This window comes from Acinetobacter sp. V91_7 (assembly GCF_031799075.1).
GTDB classification, from domain to species: Bacteria; Pseudomonadota; Gammaproteobacteria; order Pseudomonadales; family Moraxellaceae; genus Acinetobacter; species Acinetobacter calcoaceticus.
In genome coordinates this window covers 95,486-112,271 of sequence record NZ_JAVQNT010000018.1, presented here as the reverse complement: position 1 = coordinate 112,271, position 16,786 = coordinate 95,486, and the positions used below count along the sequence as shown (strand labels likewise).

At 35.7% G+C, this 16,786-nt stretch carries 17 protein-coding genes and 1 pseudogene; 10 read left to right on the top strand and 8 right to left on the bottom strand.

The features are described 5' to 3' along the window. Positions 1-531: 531 nt before the first annotated feature. Positions 532-1,092: a TetR/AcrR family transcriptional regulator gene (locus RMB03_RS01160; protein WP_311073283.1), complete on the top strand. Its 561-nt coding sequence runs from the start codon at positions 532-534 to the stop codon at positions 1,090-1,092. A gap of 276 nt (positions 1,093-1,368) precedes the next feature. Here RMB03_RS01160 and RMB03_RS01155 read toward each other — a convergent pair whose 3' ends face one another. Beyond that, positions 1,369-1,941 carry a TetR/AcrR family transcriptional regulator gene (locus tag RMB03_RS01155; protein WP_311073281.1) on the bottom strand — a complete coding sequence of 191 codons (573 nt, stop codon included), beginning with the start codon at positions 1,939-1,941 and terminating at the stop codon, positions 1,369-1,371. A gap of 322 nt (positions 1,942-2,263) precedes the next feature. Here RMB03_RS01155 and RMB03_RS01150 point away from each other — a divergent pair, with 322 nt between their 5' ends. From RMB03_RS01150 to RMB03_RS01145, 3 genes and pseudogenes are all read left to right on the top strand, one after another. Next, positions 2,264-3,127 (top strand): hypothetical protein, encoded by an 864-nt coding sequence (locus RMB03_RS01150; RefSeq protein WP_311073280.1) that lies wholly within the window; start codon positions 2,264-2,266, stop codon positions 3,125-3,127. 232 nt (positions 3,128-3,359) lie between these two features. Then, positions 3,360-3,434, top strand: a pseudogene (locus tag RMB03_RS21025) (hypothetical protein); the annotation flags it as partial. A 215-nt stretch (positions 3,435-3,649) separates the two neighbouring features. Continuing rightward, positions 3,650-4,852 carry a site-specific integrase gene (locus RMB03_RS01145; protein WP_311073279.1) on the top strand — a complete coding sequence of 401 codons (1,203 nt, stop codon included), beginning with the start codon at positions 3,650-3,652 and terminating at the stop codon, positions 4,850-4,852. On the opposite strand, the gene RMB03_RS01140 is transcribed toward RMB03_RS01145, so the two are convergent. From RMB03_RS01140 to RMB03_RS01125, 4 genes are all read right to left on the bottom strand, one after another. Then, a complete protein-coding gene (locus tag RMB03_RS01140) occupies positions 4,845-5,063 on the bottom strand; it encodes a hypothetical protein (protein ID WP_311073277.1) in 219 nt (72 codons plus the stop codon). The genes RMB03_RS01145 and RMB03_RS01140 overlap by 8 nt on opposite strands. 30 nt (positions 5,064-5,093) lie before the next feature. After that, positions 5,094-6,077 (bottom strand): hypothetical protein, encoded by a 984-nt coding sequence (locus RMB03_RS01135; protein WP_311073275.1) that lies wholly within the window; start codon positions 6,075-6,077, stop codon positions 5,094-5,096. A 1-nt stretch (position 6,078) separates the two neighbouring features. Further along, entirely contained in the window at positions 6,079-7,227 is a 1,149-nt protein-coding gene (locus RMB03_RS01130) for a hypothetical protein (protein WP_311073273.1), read from the bottom strand. Between the two features lie 565 nt (positions 7,228-7,792). Next, a complete protein-coding gene (locus tag RMB03_RS01125) occupies positions 7,793-8,905 on the bottom strand; it encodes a hypothetical protein (protein ID WP_311073271.1) in 1,113 nt (370 codons plus the stop codon). 391 nt (positions 8,906-9,296) lie between these two features. Between RMB03_RS01125 and RMB03_RS01120 the strand changes: the two genes are divergently transcribed. Next, positions 9,297-9,743: a hypothetical protein gene (locus tag RMB03_RS01120; RefSeq protein ID WP_311073269.1), complete on the top strand. Its 447-nt coding sequence runs from the start codon at positions 9,297-9,299 to the stop codon at positions 9,741-9,743. 80 nt (positions 9,744-9,823) lie between these two features. Here RMB03_RS01120 and RMB03_RS01115 read toward each other — a convergent pair whose 3' ends face one another. After that, positions 9,824-10,315, bottom strand: a complete 492-nt coding sequence (locus RMB03_RS01115) for a YfbU family protein (RefSeq protein WP_311073267.1) — start codon at positions 10,313-10,315, stop codon at positions 9,824-9,826. 259 nt (positions 10,316-10,574) lie between these two features. Here RMB03_RS01115 and RMB03_RS01110 point away from each other — a divergent pair, with 259 nt between their 5' ends. Together RMB03_RS01110 and RMB03_RS01105 are read left to right on the top strand one after the other, a co-directional pair. Further along, positions 10,575-11,672 (top strand): PD-(D/E)XK nuclease family protein, encoded by a 1,098-nt coding sequence (locus tag RMB03_RS01110; RefSeq protein WP_311073266.1) that lies wholly within the window; start codon positions 10,575-10,577, stop codon positions 11,670-11,672. Between the two features lie 110 nt (positions 11,673-11,782). Next, a complete protein-coding gene (locus tag RMB03_RS01105; protein ID WP_311073265.1) occupies positions 11,783-12,115 on the top strand; it encodes a hypothetical protein in 333 nt (110 codons plus the stop codon). Between the two features lie 173 nt (positions 12,116-12,288). Here the strand turns inward: RMB03_RS01105 and RMB03_RS01100 are convergent, their stop codons facing one another. After that, entirely contained in the window at positions 12,289-13,506 is a 1,218-nt protein-coding gene (locus tag RMB03_RS01100) for an inovirus-type Gp2 protein (RefSeq protein ID WP_311073262.1), read from the bottom strand. A gap of 832 nt (positions 13,507-14,338) precedes the next feature. Continuing rightward, positions 14,339-14,548: a hypothetical protein gene (locus RMB03_RS01095; protein ID WP_311073260.1), complete on the bottom strand. Its 210-nt coding sequence runs from the start codon at positions 14,546-14,548 to the stop codon at positions 14,339-14,341. A 540-nt stretch (positions 14,549-15,088) separates the two neighbouring features. Between RMB03_RS01095 and RMB03_RS01090 the strand changes: the two genes are divergently transcribed. The 3 genes from RMB03_RS01090 (at position 15,089) to RMB03_RS01080 (ending at position 16,678) form a co-directional block, all read left to right on the top strand. Beyond that, positions 15,089-15,349 carry a hypothetical protein gene (locus RMB03_RS01090; protein ID WP_311073600.1) on the top strand — a complete coding sequence of 87 codons (261 nt, stop codon included), beginning with the start codon at positions 15,089-15,091 and terminating at the stop codon, positions 15,347-15,349. Positions 15,350-15,451: 102 nt separating this feature from the next. Further along, complete coding sequence (locus RMB03_RS01085; RefSeq protein WP_002056795.1) at positions 15,452-15,601, top strand: hypothetical protein; 150 nt, start codon at positions 15,452-15,454, stop codon at positions 15,599-15,601. A gap of 12 nt (positions 15,602-15,613) precedes the next feature. Further along, positions 15,614-16,678, top strand: coding sequence for a molecular chaperone DnaJ (locus RMB03_RS01080; protein WP_311073256.1), 1,065 nt, complete (start codon positions 15,614-15,616; stop codon positions 16,676-16,678). Positions 16,679-16,786: the final 108 nt, after the last annotated feature.

Below are 16,786 nucleotides of genomic sequence, written 5' to 3'. Positions count from 1 at the left end.
TTAAAATCTTGTCATAAAAGCTACATTGACACCTGTAAACTCTCAGATTATCCTTTGCAAGCTGGCCTACATTGCCAGTCGGTTTTAGCAGACCGTGATGAAAGATCGCATCAGAGTTATTCCGTCTGAGGGATAGTCTTATGCGTAAACTCCTCGTCTCCTCCCGTAGCGGTAGGACGGGAGAGGGACACCCTCGGGTGTGCTGGTTAAATCTTTCACCAGTCTGCTAACCCTCTTTCGTTCTGCCACCATAATTCTTGATTAATGCTTTGGCAGAACTCCCAATATAAAGGAGTTGGCTATGCATTCTATTTTTATACCTCCAGACTAGTCTATAGCGCGGTTTGATGACCTTTGGGTTTTCAAGCATTAGCTCGTCACGACCAAAAAATCATATCAACAATAAAACTTGAGATGCGCTGAGGCAGTCTTTCGAGGGCCTTTGCATGCCTTTTTTTGCTTAAAACAAGAGCCTAGGCAGTTTTATCTCATTGAGACACAACAAGAACTGATTTTTATAACGGTAAAACTATGCAACATTTAGATCTTCCATTTCGTGCTTTACGCGTGCTCCATTCTGCAAGATATCTCTTTAATAATTATGGTTTTCACAAAGTCGGGGTGGACCGAATTATTGAAGCAGCAAAACTCCCCAAAGCTACCTTTTATAATTACTTTCACTCAAAAGAAAGGCTCATTGAAATGAGCTTAACCTTTCAAAAGGATGGTTTAAAACAAGAGGTGCTTTCAATCATTTATGTTCAGAAAGGCTTAACCGTAATTGAAAAACTCCGCAAAATTTACTTCTTACATGCAGATTTAGAAGGCCTTTATCATTTGCTATTTAAAGCTATTTTTGAAATTGAAAAGCTTTACCCAAAGGCCTATCAAGTAGTGGTTGAGTACAGAAACTGGCTCATTAGCGAGATTTATAGACTGCTTTTAACAAAGAACTCAGAGGCCTCAAAAGAAGATGCACACATGTTTTTATTTGTGGTGGACGGTGCTATGGTTCAGCTTTTAGGTGAAAACAGTGTGGATGATAGAGATGCGTTATTGGAGTATTTCTTACGGAATATCGCGATGGATTAATAATATATAAATGTGCATAGTTATAAGTAGTAAAGGTTTAGTTATTCTTAATAAAACTCTTATTTTAACTCCTTAAATTTATATAAATTATAAAATTAAAATAAAGAAAGTGAGAGTAGCTCCTGTGTTTAAAATAGCAGGGGCTTTGCTTTTATAGGGGGGTGTGACAATAATTTAGATAGATTTTATCAGTAGAGCTGTAATTCATGCTCTACTCATTTTTTTAATGATATTTTAATTCTTCTACAAAACACCTAAAACTATTAAATTGATATATTAAGCGGCGGAGCACGCTTGAGTTTCTTCAAAATTAATAAGCTTTGTTATATAAGACCATGTTTGTTCAGAATTAATTTTTGATTTATTTATTGTGCCATCAATAATGATGCCATCAATAATATTAAGGAAAAGATTGGTAAGCGTATGGGCATCTTTGATTTCTAATTCTACACATGTTGAGAAAACCAATTTGTAAATCCATTCTCGATATTTATTAACCTGATCTTTAATAGACGGGTACAATTGTAGAACCTCAATGGTGGCTTTTTTAAATAAACAACCATTGAAATCATCTGCATTAATCCAGTCGATATACCAGTTGAAAATAGTTTTAAGTCTAATTAACGGATTGTTAATATTATTAATTTTTCCTAATATTGAAGATTGGATTTCCAAATTTCTTTCATGAAGGCACTCTTCAATTAAGTTTTCTTTAGAAGAAAAGTACTTATAAAAAGTCATTTTTGCCACATTGGACTCAGCAATAATCTTATCAACACCAACAGATGTATAGCTTTTCTGGTTAAAAAGGGATGTTGCTGTTGTTATAATATTTTCTCTTTTTGTCATCGGGTTCACCGTCGCGAATATTTTTGATTAACTTTGCTATTGTAAGTGTTAAAGCTTAAATAAAACTTATTTTATAATATTTAAAAAACTATATTTATTCAATAGTTTGGTTAATCTTAAAAAATAATATTTTATATATTTGGTTGGCAATAATTTACTTTTTTAAATATTATTAATTAATCCATTGATTTGTTGAGTTAATAGACATAATATCAGGTTGTTAAGGATGGGTATATGGATTTTATTTTAGCAATTGAATGCAAATTGAAATAAGGGAATCCCCCACTTAACTATAAGAAAAAACTTTTTATTGAGAATGATTATGTCAAAAAAATTTGAAGATTTTAATAATCCACGAGAAAAAGCATTGCAGGGGATGAGAAATAGTATTCCTGCAAAACAATGGGAAGAAAATTTAAAGTTTCTCAAACAGTTAAGAAATAAAATTGCAGAATTACCAGTTTGTAAACATCCTGCAATTGAAATATTAAATCATGGTTATCTAGATAAGGATACTTTAACTCATATTCATTTAGAATATCGTCATGCAATTGTACAGATTTTTACTGATGCTTTATTACAAGCGCAGTTCCAAACAAAACAACTGGAACCAAAACTCCATTCTGGAGCTAAAATGTTTCCACGGGTATTATTAAGTTTAAATGTACTTGATGAATTCGGTTTTAGACCAGGATTGGGTAAAGATGATTATTATTTGGGGAATCCTGAATATGCTCATTATCCATTGTATGAAGATTTACTTAATGATTATGGTTTGACAGAGGCTGATCGTCGTAATTATAAACCATCAAAAGCTGCAGATCAGGTCCGTTCATTCTTAGAATCTTCTTATGATAGTTATATCAATGTAGTTGCATTGTTAGCAGTTGCCGAAGAAGAGGTTATTCTTTTTAGTCCTCCATTACGTGAAGCGACTAAATTTGTGAATATCGATGTTGAAGGAGGCGGATATTACCATGTGCATGGTGTATCTACTGATGAAACGTCTGAGGCCGCTGATGATGACCATCAGGATGACCTCTGGTTTGCCTTAGCGCAAGCAATTACAAAAGATGATTATGAAGGCTTAACCAAGCTATGTATTGATTATTGTGCTTTATGGAATGAGTTCTGGGATGTACAAATTGCCGATGTGCAATTTATTGAAGAAAAGAAACTGGCATAAGATATTCAGCTAAGTCCTAAAAAAGCCTATCCGCAATCGGATGGGCTTTTTTGATTGTAAAATCTCTAATGAGCAAAGTTGTATTCTCAAAAAATGTTCAAAAATCTTATGAGTGACTGATGGCATATCAACAATCATTAAACAGTTCTATAAATCTGCTACAATTACGCCAATTTTTATTTTGATCGACTTTAGATCTTTGGCACTGCAATCTCCGCAGTAGGTGTATTTCATGAGTTTTAAAGATGAGTTAGCGGCACAGGTTGCTCAACGCCGCACATTTGCCATCATTTCCCACCCGAATGCTTGAGTCCAATTCATCTCCTTTCATCTTCATTCATTTCCCCTAGAAAAAGAATTACAAATATATATTTTTATTTAATTTTGAATCATAATTATTGAATGTAGTAATTCAACCCATTTCATCATTATTCAAGCTAAGTCATCTAATTTGTGTACATTATTGTGTACAAATTTCAGATTTTGAATTGGATTAATAAATATTTGTACACAGGTCTGCTTATGGCGCTTACGGATACATGGCTTAAGAAGAATTTAGGAAAAGAACGTGAAGATACACTTGTTGAATCTGATCAAGATGGATTGAGTGTTCGAGTTTCACCTAAAGGTAAAATTACATTTCAAATGCGATTCCGTTATAACGGAAAGCAAGCACGTTTAGATTTTGGTAGTTATCCGTTACTGAGCTTAAAAGATGCCCGAGCTGAATTATTGAAAATGAAGTCGGTATTGGAGCAGGGACATGATCCGCGGATTCACAAAAAAGTAGAGAAAGTAAAAATTGCTGAGGCTGTTACATTTAAAGAACTGTACGGAACGTGGCATGAGAAATACTGCTTAAGAGAAAAAAAGCAGGCTGAAGAAATTCATAGAACATTTGAACTTTATGTATTTCCTGTGTTTGGTGCTTTACCTGTGGATTCTATTACTTTACATGCTTGGTTGGAGCTATTGGAAGCTCACTTGGAGAAATCTGAATCTATTACTGAGCGTATTTTGGTAAATACGAAGCAGTGTTTAGAGTGGGGTATCAAAAGAAAACTTATAGAAAACAATCCTATTCGTCATATTTCTGGGAAAAATGATTTAGGTATTAAGAAGCGTCGAGGAACACGAATTTTAACAGATGAAGAAATTACGCTGGCTTGGTGTATTTGTGATGAGTCCAGAATGACTCTGAAAAATGCACTTTTTATAAAATTGTGTCTATTTTTTGGTTGCCGTAATGGTGAATTAAGGACATCAGAGAAGACATTCATTGATTTGAAAAAAATGATTTGGACCGTTCCACCAGAATTACATAAGACTGGTAAAAATACAGGGCTTCCTTTGATACGCCCTATTATTCCAGAAATAGTGCCATTGATTGAACAAGCTATGTCGTTGAATGATTCAAAATTTATGTTTGTTAATGACGGGACGACTGAGATGATGAGTCTTAAGAGTCCGGGAAGTTTGCCGTATAACATAATGCAGTATGCTCGTAGAAAGTATGATATCAATATGCCACATTGGTCTATACATGATTTGCGTCGTACTGCTCGTACCAATTTTAGTGCTTTTACATCTCGTGATGTTGCTGAGCTAATGGTAGGTCATGCTATGCCAGGAGAACAGGGGACATATGATCTTTATGACTATCTTGAACCCCAAGCTAAAGCATATCAATTGTGGTGGGATAAATTGAAAAGTCTGGCTATGTAGCCAGACTCTCTATATTGTTTTTGAAGTACTTTTCTTCCCATTCGTTAAAAGTATCTTCATCCCATAAACTCATAGAGCCAGCCCCCTTTTTTGCAGGTGCGGGCATGGGTTTCACGAATAACTTTTGTTTCGGTTGTTGATAGCGCCAAAGGGTTGCTGCTGAACAACCTTTTAGACGCTCTCGAACTTCTTTTGAGGTTAAATAAGCCATGGTATTTCCAGTTCTTGGGTTGTTCAATAGTTAATCTTTTTTAGCTTTAGAAAATAAAACTTTAAAAGTAGGATGAGTTCCACCCACTCTGATGAACTTATCTGTACCCACCACATACGCTTTTAACCGTTTCATCTGTTCCTTGAAATCAGATGATTTCTTAATAAATCGGTTACTTAATAGAAATCCATTTAGGGGGTTGGATGCCAATACCACCTGATTCTGACTATTAGGTTCTACCAAACGTTTAACCTCTTCCATGAACTTTAGATTGGTAAAATTGCACGGATCGTTAATAAACTGACATTCAGTGAAGACTAAATAACGGCAGATGAGTTGGTAATTGACAGTTATTTCCCGTTTAACCAATACACCACATACTGCATTTTCTGTACTTTGGCAGATGAGTCGTGTGATTTCTCCATCTATAGACTCTGAGAAAGTTGATTGGCTGGAAAATGCAACATTGGAAAACAAGTGCGGGTTTAAAGGATAGATACAAACCACCTCATTCATGTCGCAACCTTTAACAGCTTTTTTTAATTCTTTCATGAGCTGATCATACCGTTGTTCACCTTCATCGAACTGCTCATTCCAATGGTTAAGCTGATGATCATATTGGCGAGTTAGTAGGGAGTCGTTAAAGAGCTGAATGTTATTCAGGATAAAATCCTGATTAAGTTCTTGATTGGGTGGGATATATAGGAGTCCACTCTGATTGAAGAAACAAGAGCTGGCTTCTAGAAATGGACTCATCTTGGCATGCATCATCCGTCCATTCATGAAGGGACTGTCTTTAATGATTGATATGCTTGAAGCAAACTTGTATCCAGCTTGATTTAAATACATACGTTTCTGACCATCTTCATCAGTTTGTAGTGAATAAATAGATTTGAGTTTCAAGATTTGCTGGCAAGTTTGATAAAGACTATTAATGCATGTGGTCGGACCATAAGGCAGTTGTGCCATAGCAGTAATTGCCTGACTTTGTATAAGCTGACTTTGAGTTAACATTTTATTTGCCCTTCTTTACATTCAAGTTCTGATTTAAACCACTTGCTTTAACTTTGCCTTTATTGATTACTGGAGGCTGGCTCATCTGTAATCGTTTATAGGAGTTTTCTCCTAGATATTTCAGTCTAAAAAACTGTTCTAACTGACAGTAATATTGAATACTCAACATGAGATTCTCCCGTTGTTCTTTATCCGTTTCTTTGATCAGGCCAATCCCCTGCTGTGGGGATTGGCCTGAGTCGCCGTTGCAGAAATATGTACAGCCTTGTTGATTCGTCAGCCTGCTCCAGTATTTAGACAGGTACTTGACGTAATCCTCAGCCTGACCATAAGTATTGCTATCCAGAAAGAAGATCACTTTGACAAAGAAGCCCTTTTTAAGGCTATGCCCAAAGCTAAAGAGGTACCCTACAATTTGTTTTAGGGTTTTATTACGTCGCCGGTTCTCAAGGAATTGAGCGATCTGTTGTTTAAGTAACTCAAGCCGGTGAGGTCCATGAAATCCTTGTTTCAGGTCAGTTGGATGATTGTGTTGTAAATCTTGCTGATCTGGCGTATAGGCAAAATCTACAGGTAAGACCCATAACTGACCGTACTTCTGGAATAACTTGCTTACTAGCAACTTACACGACGTAAAGTTCTCTTTTTGTTGCTTCTCTCTGTTCTGGATAATTTCCTTCACGGTAGGGCTGTTAAGCTCTTTACGTAACAATTCAATAAATTCATTAAGTAACTCGATCCGTTGTTTCAAATTACTTGGGTTTCCTCTCAACTTTCTTTCAAACAAGCCGTATAGGCTTGGAGGACTATCCATAGCATTTAATGTTTTAAAGAAACATTTAGTCTCTTCGCATAGATCGAAATGCTTTAAGAAATAAGGGTTGGTATTTATTAGGCCATCAAGTATCTTAATGAATGGTCTAAACCAGTCCTCATATTCAAAATCTTCCCTCCCTTGATCCGTCTGTTTGACCGTTGCTGCTGGCAACAGGGTCTTATTACACTCCAGAACAAAGTGAGGTATATCTAGCATCTGATCTAACCGAAAATCACTGTATAAAAACTTTGATTGATAAACATCAGATGGTGCAAGGGTGACCTGATTTTCACAGATCAATGTCCTCAATTTCTTAGCTTTAAACTCCGTCATGTCTCTACTGCTTTTGGACTAAGCGATTACCTACTTAGCTGTATCATTTCTGTCATACCTGTGTTTGAAATGAGTTAAGGGTCCTATGCCTGAAACTCATCATCATTCTGTTGAGACTAGAGAAGGAGCTGGCAAATCCTTCTCTTTTAAAATCTTTCTTAGTTCCTGTGTAGTGGGATGATGTGAGTAATCCTACAAATGATTTAGCGATATTTCTTTAAGATTCTCCTTATCGGTAGGAAAAATATTTTTGTTTTTTAAGTGACTGAAAAATATGATTATTCACTATTTTATTCTTTTTGTGAGAGATTATGATTATCCAAATAAACTCTTTTAAAAATCAAAATGTTATGATTTTTCATATTAATTTTTAGTTTATTTTTTATAGTTTAAAAAGTCTTGTGAAAAAATTAATCTTTTAAGCTTGGAAGATTGAAATGGTGAGTATTTTAGAGGCTGAAACTTACGAGCTGAGTAAGAATACCTAGCAGTATTCTTTAGTTAGAATCCTGCCAGATATTGTTTCATTTGGGATGGGTGAGTCTGAGGTAGGAAAATATATTACTTATGCTTGAATAAATTCTTTGATAAAGTCTTCATCATTTTCGATCCATTCTCTTATCACATCGTCTGAATATGAATTTCTTTTGATAAAAGTATATTTCCCAAGCTTAAAGTTTTTTTCTAGTGTTTCTTGTTCAGCGATTAACATGTCTAAGTGTTTTAGTCTTTCCTGAGCATGGGAACGGCGTTCCGTATTGGAAGCATAAGAATTTAACCAAGCATTCTTTTTTAGTTCTTTTTCAAGTCTGTCCTTGGCTTGTGAATATAGCTGTTTATAGTCACGACGCCCTGCTAAAGCATAATCTAAATTCTGCTTGGGTTGGTCTTTCATGATTTCACGAAACTGTGTTTTTACTATTGGGTCTTTAACAATTGCATTGACTGCGTTCCATTTTTTATTCTTTTCACAGCTTATTTCTTTAATGACTTTAATAAATAAAGTACGATGCCATTCATTGAGTTGGCTAGATTTATTTTTATTGAATAACTCAATCATATCTTCGCCAAAGTCAGGATCTGCCACGTATCTGGCTTGTTGACCTAGCGGATAGAAATACATCATCTCACGATTAGTTATACCGCAATCATCCTGTGAGAATAAAAGGTATGATGAGTTTTTGAGGAGTCCTTGAAGTAATTTGTTTGCTTTTTCAATTTTTTCTATTTGAGATAAGCAGGCCTGGATGTCGCCATTCCACAAAATCTCACGGGTATCTTTACATAAACAAAATAAATAAGATAAAAGAAGTTCTTCTGGCATTTTGCCAATTTCAAAAGGATTTTTTACTAGTTCATCCCTAAGATATAAATAGTCATCATAGGGAGTAATGACACGAGTTTGTTCTCCCTTATCGTATAAATATTCATATTTGAGTGCTTCATTATTTACATTGCTGACGATATGATTAGGATCTATAGAGATTGGGTCTATATAGTCACACTTTTGATGGCTATAGCGGTCAAGAATATATCTTTCATAAATGCCTAGTTGTTCAAGAATATAAGGAATTTGCTCATTACTGGCGTTATTCTCTTGATAGTCAGATGGAAATCCCATGAAAAAGAGTTCACTTCTAGCATAGTCTATAGCTTTGTCTGTATCACTGTTATTCATTGCCGTTATACTCTGGTATCATAATTTAATAAAAAGTAGATTAAATAATATATATTAGAACATTAGTAAGCATACAACATTATGATAAAAAAGAGTTTTTTAAACCATAGTTTATTTAGGTGCTGGCAGGTCATGTACTGGTCAGGATATCGTAATTTTAGTTGTTTTAATGGGATTTTTGATGTGTAAGCTATTTAGTGGAGTTGGGCTTCTTAAAATTAAGTTTAATTGATAAAAAAAAAGAACTTTAGTTCGTCCATTCCATGAATTTTTTCTTATTTGATCTGCTTAATGAAATAATTAATAGAATTTTTTAACTTTTGCACGTATTTCAACGCATTTTTTATTTTTTTGATAAATTAGTTTTTTCACATTTTAAGAGGACATATTGATGAACGTAATAGAGTTAGTTTTAGACTTGGTTAGTCTTCCTCCCACTCTTCTTTTTATTCTTAAATGGCTAGTTGGTTTAGTGTTGATTGATCGGCTTCTTGAAAAGTTAACAAAGAATAAACTTTCATTAGAAAAAATTGTAAAAGTTGTGTTAGTAGAAGTACGTAATAGTTTACGACTTCCCCCAAACTTACAGCCGTGGAGCTTCAATAATAGAAAAATCAAAAAGTTACTTTCATATACGTTATGCTGCTCTATGGCATATATGTGTATAGTTTTTTTTACACTACTAATAATTTATCTGTTGATGTTTATACTCAGAAAAAATGCTATTACATTTGATAAAATGCTCTTTGTTTCTATAATAATCTTGCTGTATGGTTGGGCTTCGAGATTTGCATATATCGAAATGCGAGTAGCATTCAAAAATGCAAAATCTATCTGAAACGGTTAAAGAAATTATGACAAGTTGGATAGCCTAAACCTTTGAGTAAAGCCCACTTAGGGCTTTACTCAGTGAGTATTTTATCGGCTTAAAATATATAAAATTTGTTCTTTAGTTAATTGATAAGATTTATCTAGCTCATGCCATTTCTGAATCATAGTCTCATATCTACTAGCTTTGGGAGTGTGCGAATTAAGCACACCAGTTTGAATGATAGAGGAGTAGCAGTGGGCCCTGTTTAAAGCATCCACAAACCCCATAAGTTCTGATTCATTATTACCGTCAAAACCAGCAAAACTTACATCCTGAAGTGAGATACCTGATTTATCACTTAAAGCATTGTAGCTAGTTTGCAGTGCTTTATAAACTTGAAGAATATTGAGTACTAACTCAGCATCTTCATCTGGGAGGTTTTCATAAAGAGAATTAAAGCTTTGTTGGTATAGCCATTTATGCCCTTCTCTTAATTGTTCTGCTAGAAGTAGATAATGGTCCTCATTTTTAAGGGTGCCCAAGATTTCATATTGGTTAGATAGAAATAAACGTTCTTTATCTGTTAGATCAAGTTTCATGTATTGCTCTTTTAAAATATTAAAAATAAATAGATTGTTTTAGTTTTAATTATTTCAAGGGCTGAAATATAATATTGCTTAATTTGAGGAGAAGTCGGGAAGGGGCTTGGTGATAAACATTGTTACTTTAGTTGGTTAACGCGGTAACATGCTACGAGACCATACAGCATCTTGTCAAATACTTGATTTTTCATTGAGCCATCTTATGGTAGTTCTGATTGATGTGATCAACTGATGCTTTGGAATTAAGGGATTAAATATGCAATTACCTACCTTTGAGCATTATAAGCAACTGCTCAAAATTGCGAAGAAATATAAAATACCTCCTCGGGAAAAAACATTTTTTGATACAGCAATTCGTAACCATTATGAAAATCCAACTACGGAACTATTAGATTTTTTTCTGAACCCAACTGAATCGCATGATCTTGGTGATTTATTTTGGAAAGGTTTCTGCGATGTTTTGCAACAAGAGGAGAACCTAAGTAAATTAGATCTAGGTAACATTACGAAACTTGAAAGGGAGTATGTTACTCATCAGGGTAATCGTATTGATTTATGGATAGAAACAGATACCTGTTTTTTTTTGCTAGAAGCTAAAATTTATCATCACCAAAATAATCCTTTTCAGGATTACATCCAATTTGCTCAATCTAAAAATCAGTCTAAGAATAAGCAAATTGTAGGGGTTATTCTTAGTATTGCAGGGAAAAGTGAGAAGAAAGGCTGGTTTGGTTTATCGTATCAACAAATTGTAAATAGTATTCGTCCATATTTGGCAGAGCAAATGTTGGCTAATCCAATGAATAAATGGAATCTCTTTGCTCGTGAGTTCTTACTTCATTTAGACAGTTATTATCGGATAAAGAATTTAGATATGAATCGTGTACAATTTATATTGGATCATTATAAGGAAATAGAGGAACTTCAACGGCTTCGGACTAGTACTATTAGTGAGGTTGTGGATAGCTTAAGTCAGCAGCTTAATGAAATGATTGATGGTTATGAATCTGAAAATAAGTACGAGTCGTGGGGTGGTATTCGTTTTTATAATAAGGCTTGGGGAAACAAATCTAATACTACGTTACTGATAAAACAAGAGGATGGACAAACGGTCATTAAAGTGATTACTTACATCCTTAACTTATCGCTTGAGCGGGAAGAAGAAGCTTTTTCTATTTTAGGTACTCAAACTGATTCACGATATCTAGATCAGAAAGTTGAAAATTATCGTAGAGGTACTGAACGTTGGTTATGTATTTATTGGCGCTCACCTGAAAATAATCTGACAGCAATTACAGATTTACTTTTCGAAAAAGTTAAGCTTTTAGATACTATTGAAAGAACTTTAAAATAATTTTAAATCAAATTGTTACTTAGCAAGTTTCATGTAACTTTAAGGTATATGCGTTAACAACTCAGCTATAAACTCATTGTACAGCTAGAGAGTTTGGTGAAAGGGTCTTTATGAATAATAGTCAATTTTTAAAACGTTTTTTTGAGATCGAAGCTGGCAAAGAATTACCCCATTTGGAAGATGATTATCACCATATAAGTTTCAACTTAACAATTACCCCTGATGTGTCTGACAAAGATTACATTGTGGTGTTTTCAGGCGATCATTTGATATTTCCTATTATTCTTGAGTTTCCTAAAAATGAACATGGCTTAAAGTTAGATTGGATTGATATCTTTTATATTTCGAAAAAGTCAGTCCGTAAAGGCAAAAAAAGAATCAAGTTTCTTAAATTGATTGACGAGTATATTAGGGCTAATCATTTACTCGATTTAGCTAAATAATGGATTTTCTAGGATTAAAGAATAAGACTGTAAGTGTGTTTTTACTTAGATACGGCCTGTTTTTTTAGAGAAAAATACCTTGGGTTGTTTATACCCAAGGTTTGATAAGTGGATGTATATATAACCATATCGACTTGGAGTCTATAAGAGTCAAAGAAAGCTCACAGAGCTATCTAACTTATCCATAAATGCGATTGGTCATACTTCCGAGGACATCCCATTTTAACTTCTGGGATTTCTGGAAGTTCACTACAACGGAATCCACGAATGCGTTTCTGTGTCGTAAATTGGAAGTACTGATCATTTTTGCAAAGATAATCAAAACTCTGTTCGAGATTGTTTAACATCTCTACGTCAGAATAATCTAACATCCCTAAAGCACAGTAACGGTAATCCTCTTTCTTCATATTGCAGATAAATACCGAACCCTGATTATTGGTTGCTTGTTTCCATTGTTTAGCAATGTACTGTCCCCAAGTGATATCTGCCTGATGATCTTGTCCATCAAAGAAGTAATAAGCATGGACGTGATAACCCTTCTGGGGGCCGTATTCAATACGATGGATATAACCCAGCGCATGCTTCATCCGATTCTTTCTGGCATTCTCATTAAGTCTCTCAAGCGCTTTTATAATGAATTGGCTATCTTGTTCAGACTTCCATTGGTCAGATGAAATATGGTGGTTTATCAAACTCTCTGGAGTTCGCATAATGCCAAGGTCTACTCTGACAACCAGTATTTTGGAATGTACATGAAGTAGGGCATGTACAAGCTCTATCATTTTCTCTTTGGTCTTTAAACGACTGTTTTTCCGGTTATGCAATCGTTTACGGACTTTAGCGCTGTTCATTCTCTCATTCAGTAGATTCTGAAATCGATTCAATGCATCCACGTAAGCTTGAGCTTGTTCGTTGGTATAAGCACTAGTTGAAGAGAATGTGCCTAGAATGAGTCTCTCCGCATTCGTTAAGTCTTGAATAACGGAATGAATGGTTTCTAATTCTACGCTCACAGTATAGGTGTCAGACACGGGCATAGAGAAGATTGAAGGCAATGCTACGATCAATTGAACTGGAAGATCTTTTGCATATTGCACAGATAGTTTCTTATTGCCCTGAATGCCTTTAGTCGTTCGCAATGAAGCTAAAGGACGCTGTTGACGACAAAGAATCCCTAACTGTAAGCGGTCAATAAAACATTGGGTTTCAGGATGAGAAGACAATCGAAATTCAACTAGATTACCTTCATCGTTGTTTACCTCATAGTAAGAATAATCTTCCTGAATCTGATCAAGTAGCTGAAGTGCTTCTAGGTCGTCTAAGGACCATTGCCCAGCAGTAGATGCTAAGTTCGGTTTAGTCATGCAGTGGTTCATAGATATATACCTCAATGGAAAGCTGGATGATGTATTTGGGTCAATTAGATAAAGCTCACCTTGGGACACTGTTTGAGCAGTGCCCTCAATGAGCATTCAAGAATTAATTGAGAGAGTAGCTAGCAGTCTTCATGCGTGGGATAAGCAGCATCGATTGCTTAGGATGTCTGTATTACCCGCCATGGGATAGATTGGATTGCCTGTTGTTCGAATGTTGGTGAGCAGAGACATAGGGGGAGAACTAAACTCTGGTTATGTGTATTAATCATGGATGAAATATATCTTGGATATATATTTCATCTGGAATACGAGATTGTATGTACTAGTGGATAATTGAATTGTTAGATACATAGGTTAGTTATATTGAATATATAAATAATTTAAAACCTAAACTCCGTTCATGTTTTGCCTACTTCTATACGGCAATTTTAACCTTCTCGGAAATACGAGCATATTTGGATAAATCCGATATACGGACTTAAGCAGATCGTAATGCTCTTTTTCTACCGAACTAGATTCGGTAATTTTTATCTCGTATGATGTGTCAGTATCGTAAAAAATAACTGAATTAGTCTTCTTATGAAGCTAAAGCAAAGAAGAATTAAATCGGTATTTTATATCTAGAAGGTATACCCATCTCATTGTAAACCAAATGCATGTCAGCAGTTGTTTTTAGTAGTTCATAAATCTGAAAACAGACCTTGAAAGTTGTACGGACTTAGTTGCAAGATAATGTTTTTAAAATAAATTATTGGTTAGCAGGTGCGTAATAAAAACGATAAAATTGGTGAGGTAAAGCCCTCTCATTGAACTCTAAATTAAACATTTTTGAATGCGTTTGATGAGGTTATTTCATCAATTGCAATGCGAGATTGTAGGCCACAGTTTTAGAAATTGACTCTGCTACAAAGAACTCTTGGGGTGGGGTGAAGTCTAAAGCCTGCTTTCGATAACGCGTCTGCTTTCCTGTCTGTTTGTCTCTAAAAATAAACTCATCCTGTGTATGAGAATATTCTTGTCCATACAGTGGACCACCAAGACACTTTAACCGAAACACTGAATCATCCTTAAATTTACCTAATGGTTAGTTTAAAGAATTAATCTAATGAAAAACAATAACAATCACTTTACGACTTAGTCGATAGATGATTGACACCTTAAATATTGCAGATTATCCTTTGCCTGCTGGCCTACATTGCCAGTCGGCTTTGACAGGCCGAATAGTAAAGTGCATTGAAAACTTGTTTTTCGATGTATGTACACCCGTCCCTCTTTTTGTTGCGGTAGGACGGAAGGGGGGACGCCTTGTGCGTGCTGGTTCTTTACTATCAGTCTGTCAACCCCTCTTTCGTTCTGCCACCATAATTCTGAATTAATGCTTTGGCAGAACTCCAAATATAAGGAGTTGGCTATGCATATTCTTTTTACACCGCCTGATTAGTTTTAAACGCGTTTGATGAACTTCTGGTTTCTCAAGCTTTAGTTTTTTTCGTCTAAAAATTTAACTTAATAAATATGTCATGTGAGCTACACCGTGGCAGGGCTTCTTGTTGCCTAAAAAAGCCAAACCTCCATGACCATGTCACTGGATATAACGATGAAGAATAAAATTTTAATGGGTGTGGTGGGTATCAGTTTTTTGATCATGAATGGTTGTTCTTCCGATTTTGAAAAGGGTATGAAGCAGGGATGTCACAACATGGGAGGCAGCCGCAGCTATTGCTCTTGTGTCTATGACAAAGTTGAAGAACATTATGGAAAAACTGTTATGCGCCAGATTGAACGTGTGAACTACCTTCCTACTGATTTTGACCGCGTGGTGTATCAGTCCGGTGAGCAATGCGTAGACAAGTTTTAGCAGCAGATATTTAAAGCCTTAAGTAAATCATTGAAGCACTCATTTCCTGTTGCCTATGGGCAACGGGAAGGGCTTATGCAACTCAATTTAGGAGTTTTGATCATGAAACATCCATTTTTTACCTTCTATTTCACGATTGTCATTGGTTACTGGCTGTATTGCATTTGGGAGTATCCGGGACATTACTCAGGCGCTTACTTACTAGGACGTGCTCTGGTCTGGCCCGTTATCTTTATACGTTGGTTCTTTTAGAGGGGCATGACTATGACCATACAGGAACGAATCCAGCATAGTCAGTGGATACCCTTGTTACGAGGTAGCGACAATATTTATTTTTCACCTGTCATTCCTAATAAAAAGCTACAAGGTGCTATGACTTACCTACCTCATGGCGTAAGTCCCAACGATGTATTAATGCTAATTGATGATACGGTATTTGGCAGTGCTAAGGCTGGGATGTGCCTCACGGCAAAGGGGCTTTTCTATAAAGAAAGCTTTGAAGATGAACAAGCTTATCTGTTTGAACACATCCAGCAGGTAGAGGCTGATATTGGAATACTAACCAGTTCTATTTTGATCAATGGTCAGGATGAACTGAACTTTAGTCAACTTGATAAAGGCATAGTTCGTACTTTGGTTGCATTCCTAAATGAATGTTGTCCGGGCAAGCAAGAAACCAAGCAGACCATTATAAAAATTGATGCCGAGTTACGGATCATAATTGATTTGTTTGCCTACTTCATTACGTTTAATGCGGGTCAATGGAACACCCGATCAAAAGAAGCGGTATCCGATCATTTTACTAAATTGAATGATAAGGCAGTGCATCAGTATGTTGAGAAACTACTGAATGAACAGACGCGCTTTGACTATGAAGACCTGTTGCATCGTCTGGCAGACCTGAAAGATGACCTTGCCTATAACTTCCGTAGAGAGATGATTGAGCAACTGGTCTATGCCATGGCACTCGGTCAAGTTGAGCAAGACCAAGCTGATCTTTTTATGACGCATTTGTGTCGTGTAACGAATGTCTCTAGGGTAGTTTTTCCAGACCTCGTCAAAATCATTTATCAATGTATGGCGGGTGAGATGAATCAGAATAAAGTTTCTGATTTGAATAATGAACAACGACAAGCCTGCAAACTTCTTGAGATTCAGCCAGAGGTTTTGAGTGAGCAAACTCTACAAGTCGCTTACCGAAAAAAGATGGCAGACTTCCACCCCGATAAATACCAGAGCTTACCTGAATCAGTACAACAGCTTATTCAACAACAGGCTCAACAACTCAATCAGGCCAGAGCTGTATTAAAAGCCTATCTGGGAGTGTAGCCAATGAAGATTAATACCCAACGGCTCAAACGGCGCTGGAAATGGTATGCAGCTTATATCGTGATTTTTATGCTGTCCTTTGCTTTGTTTTATGCCTATGACCATATG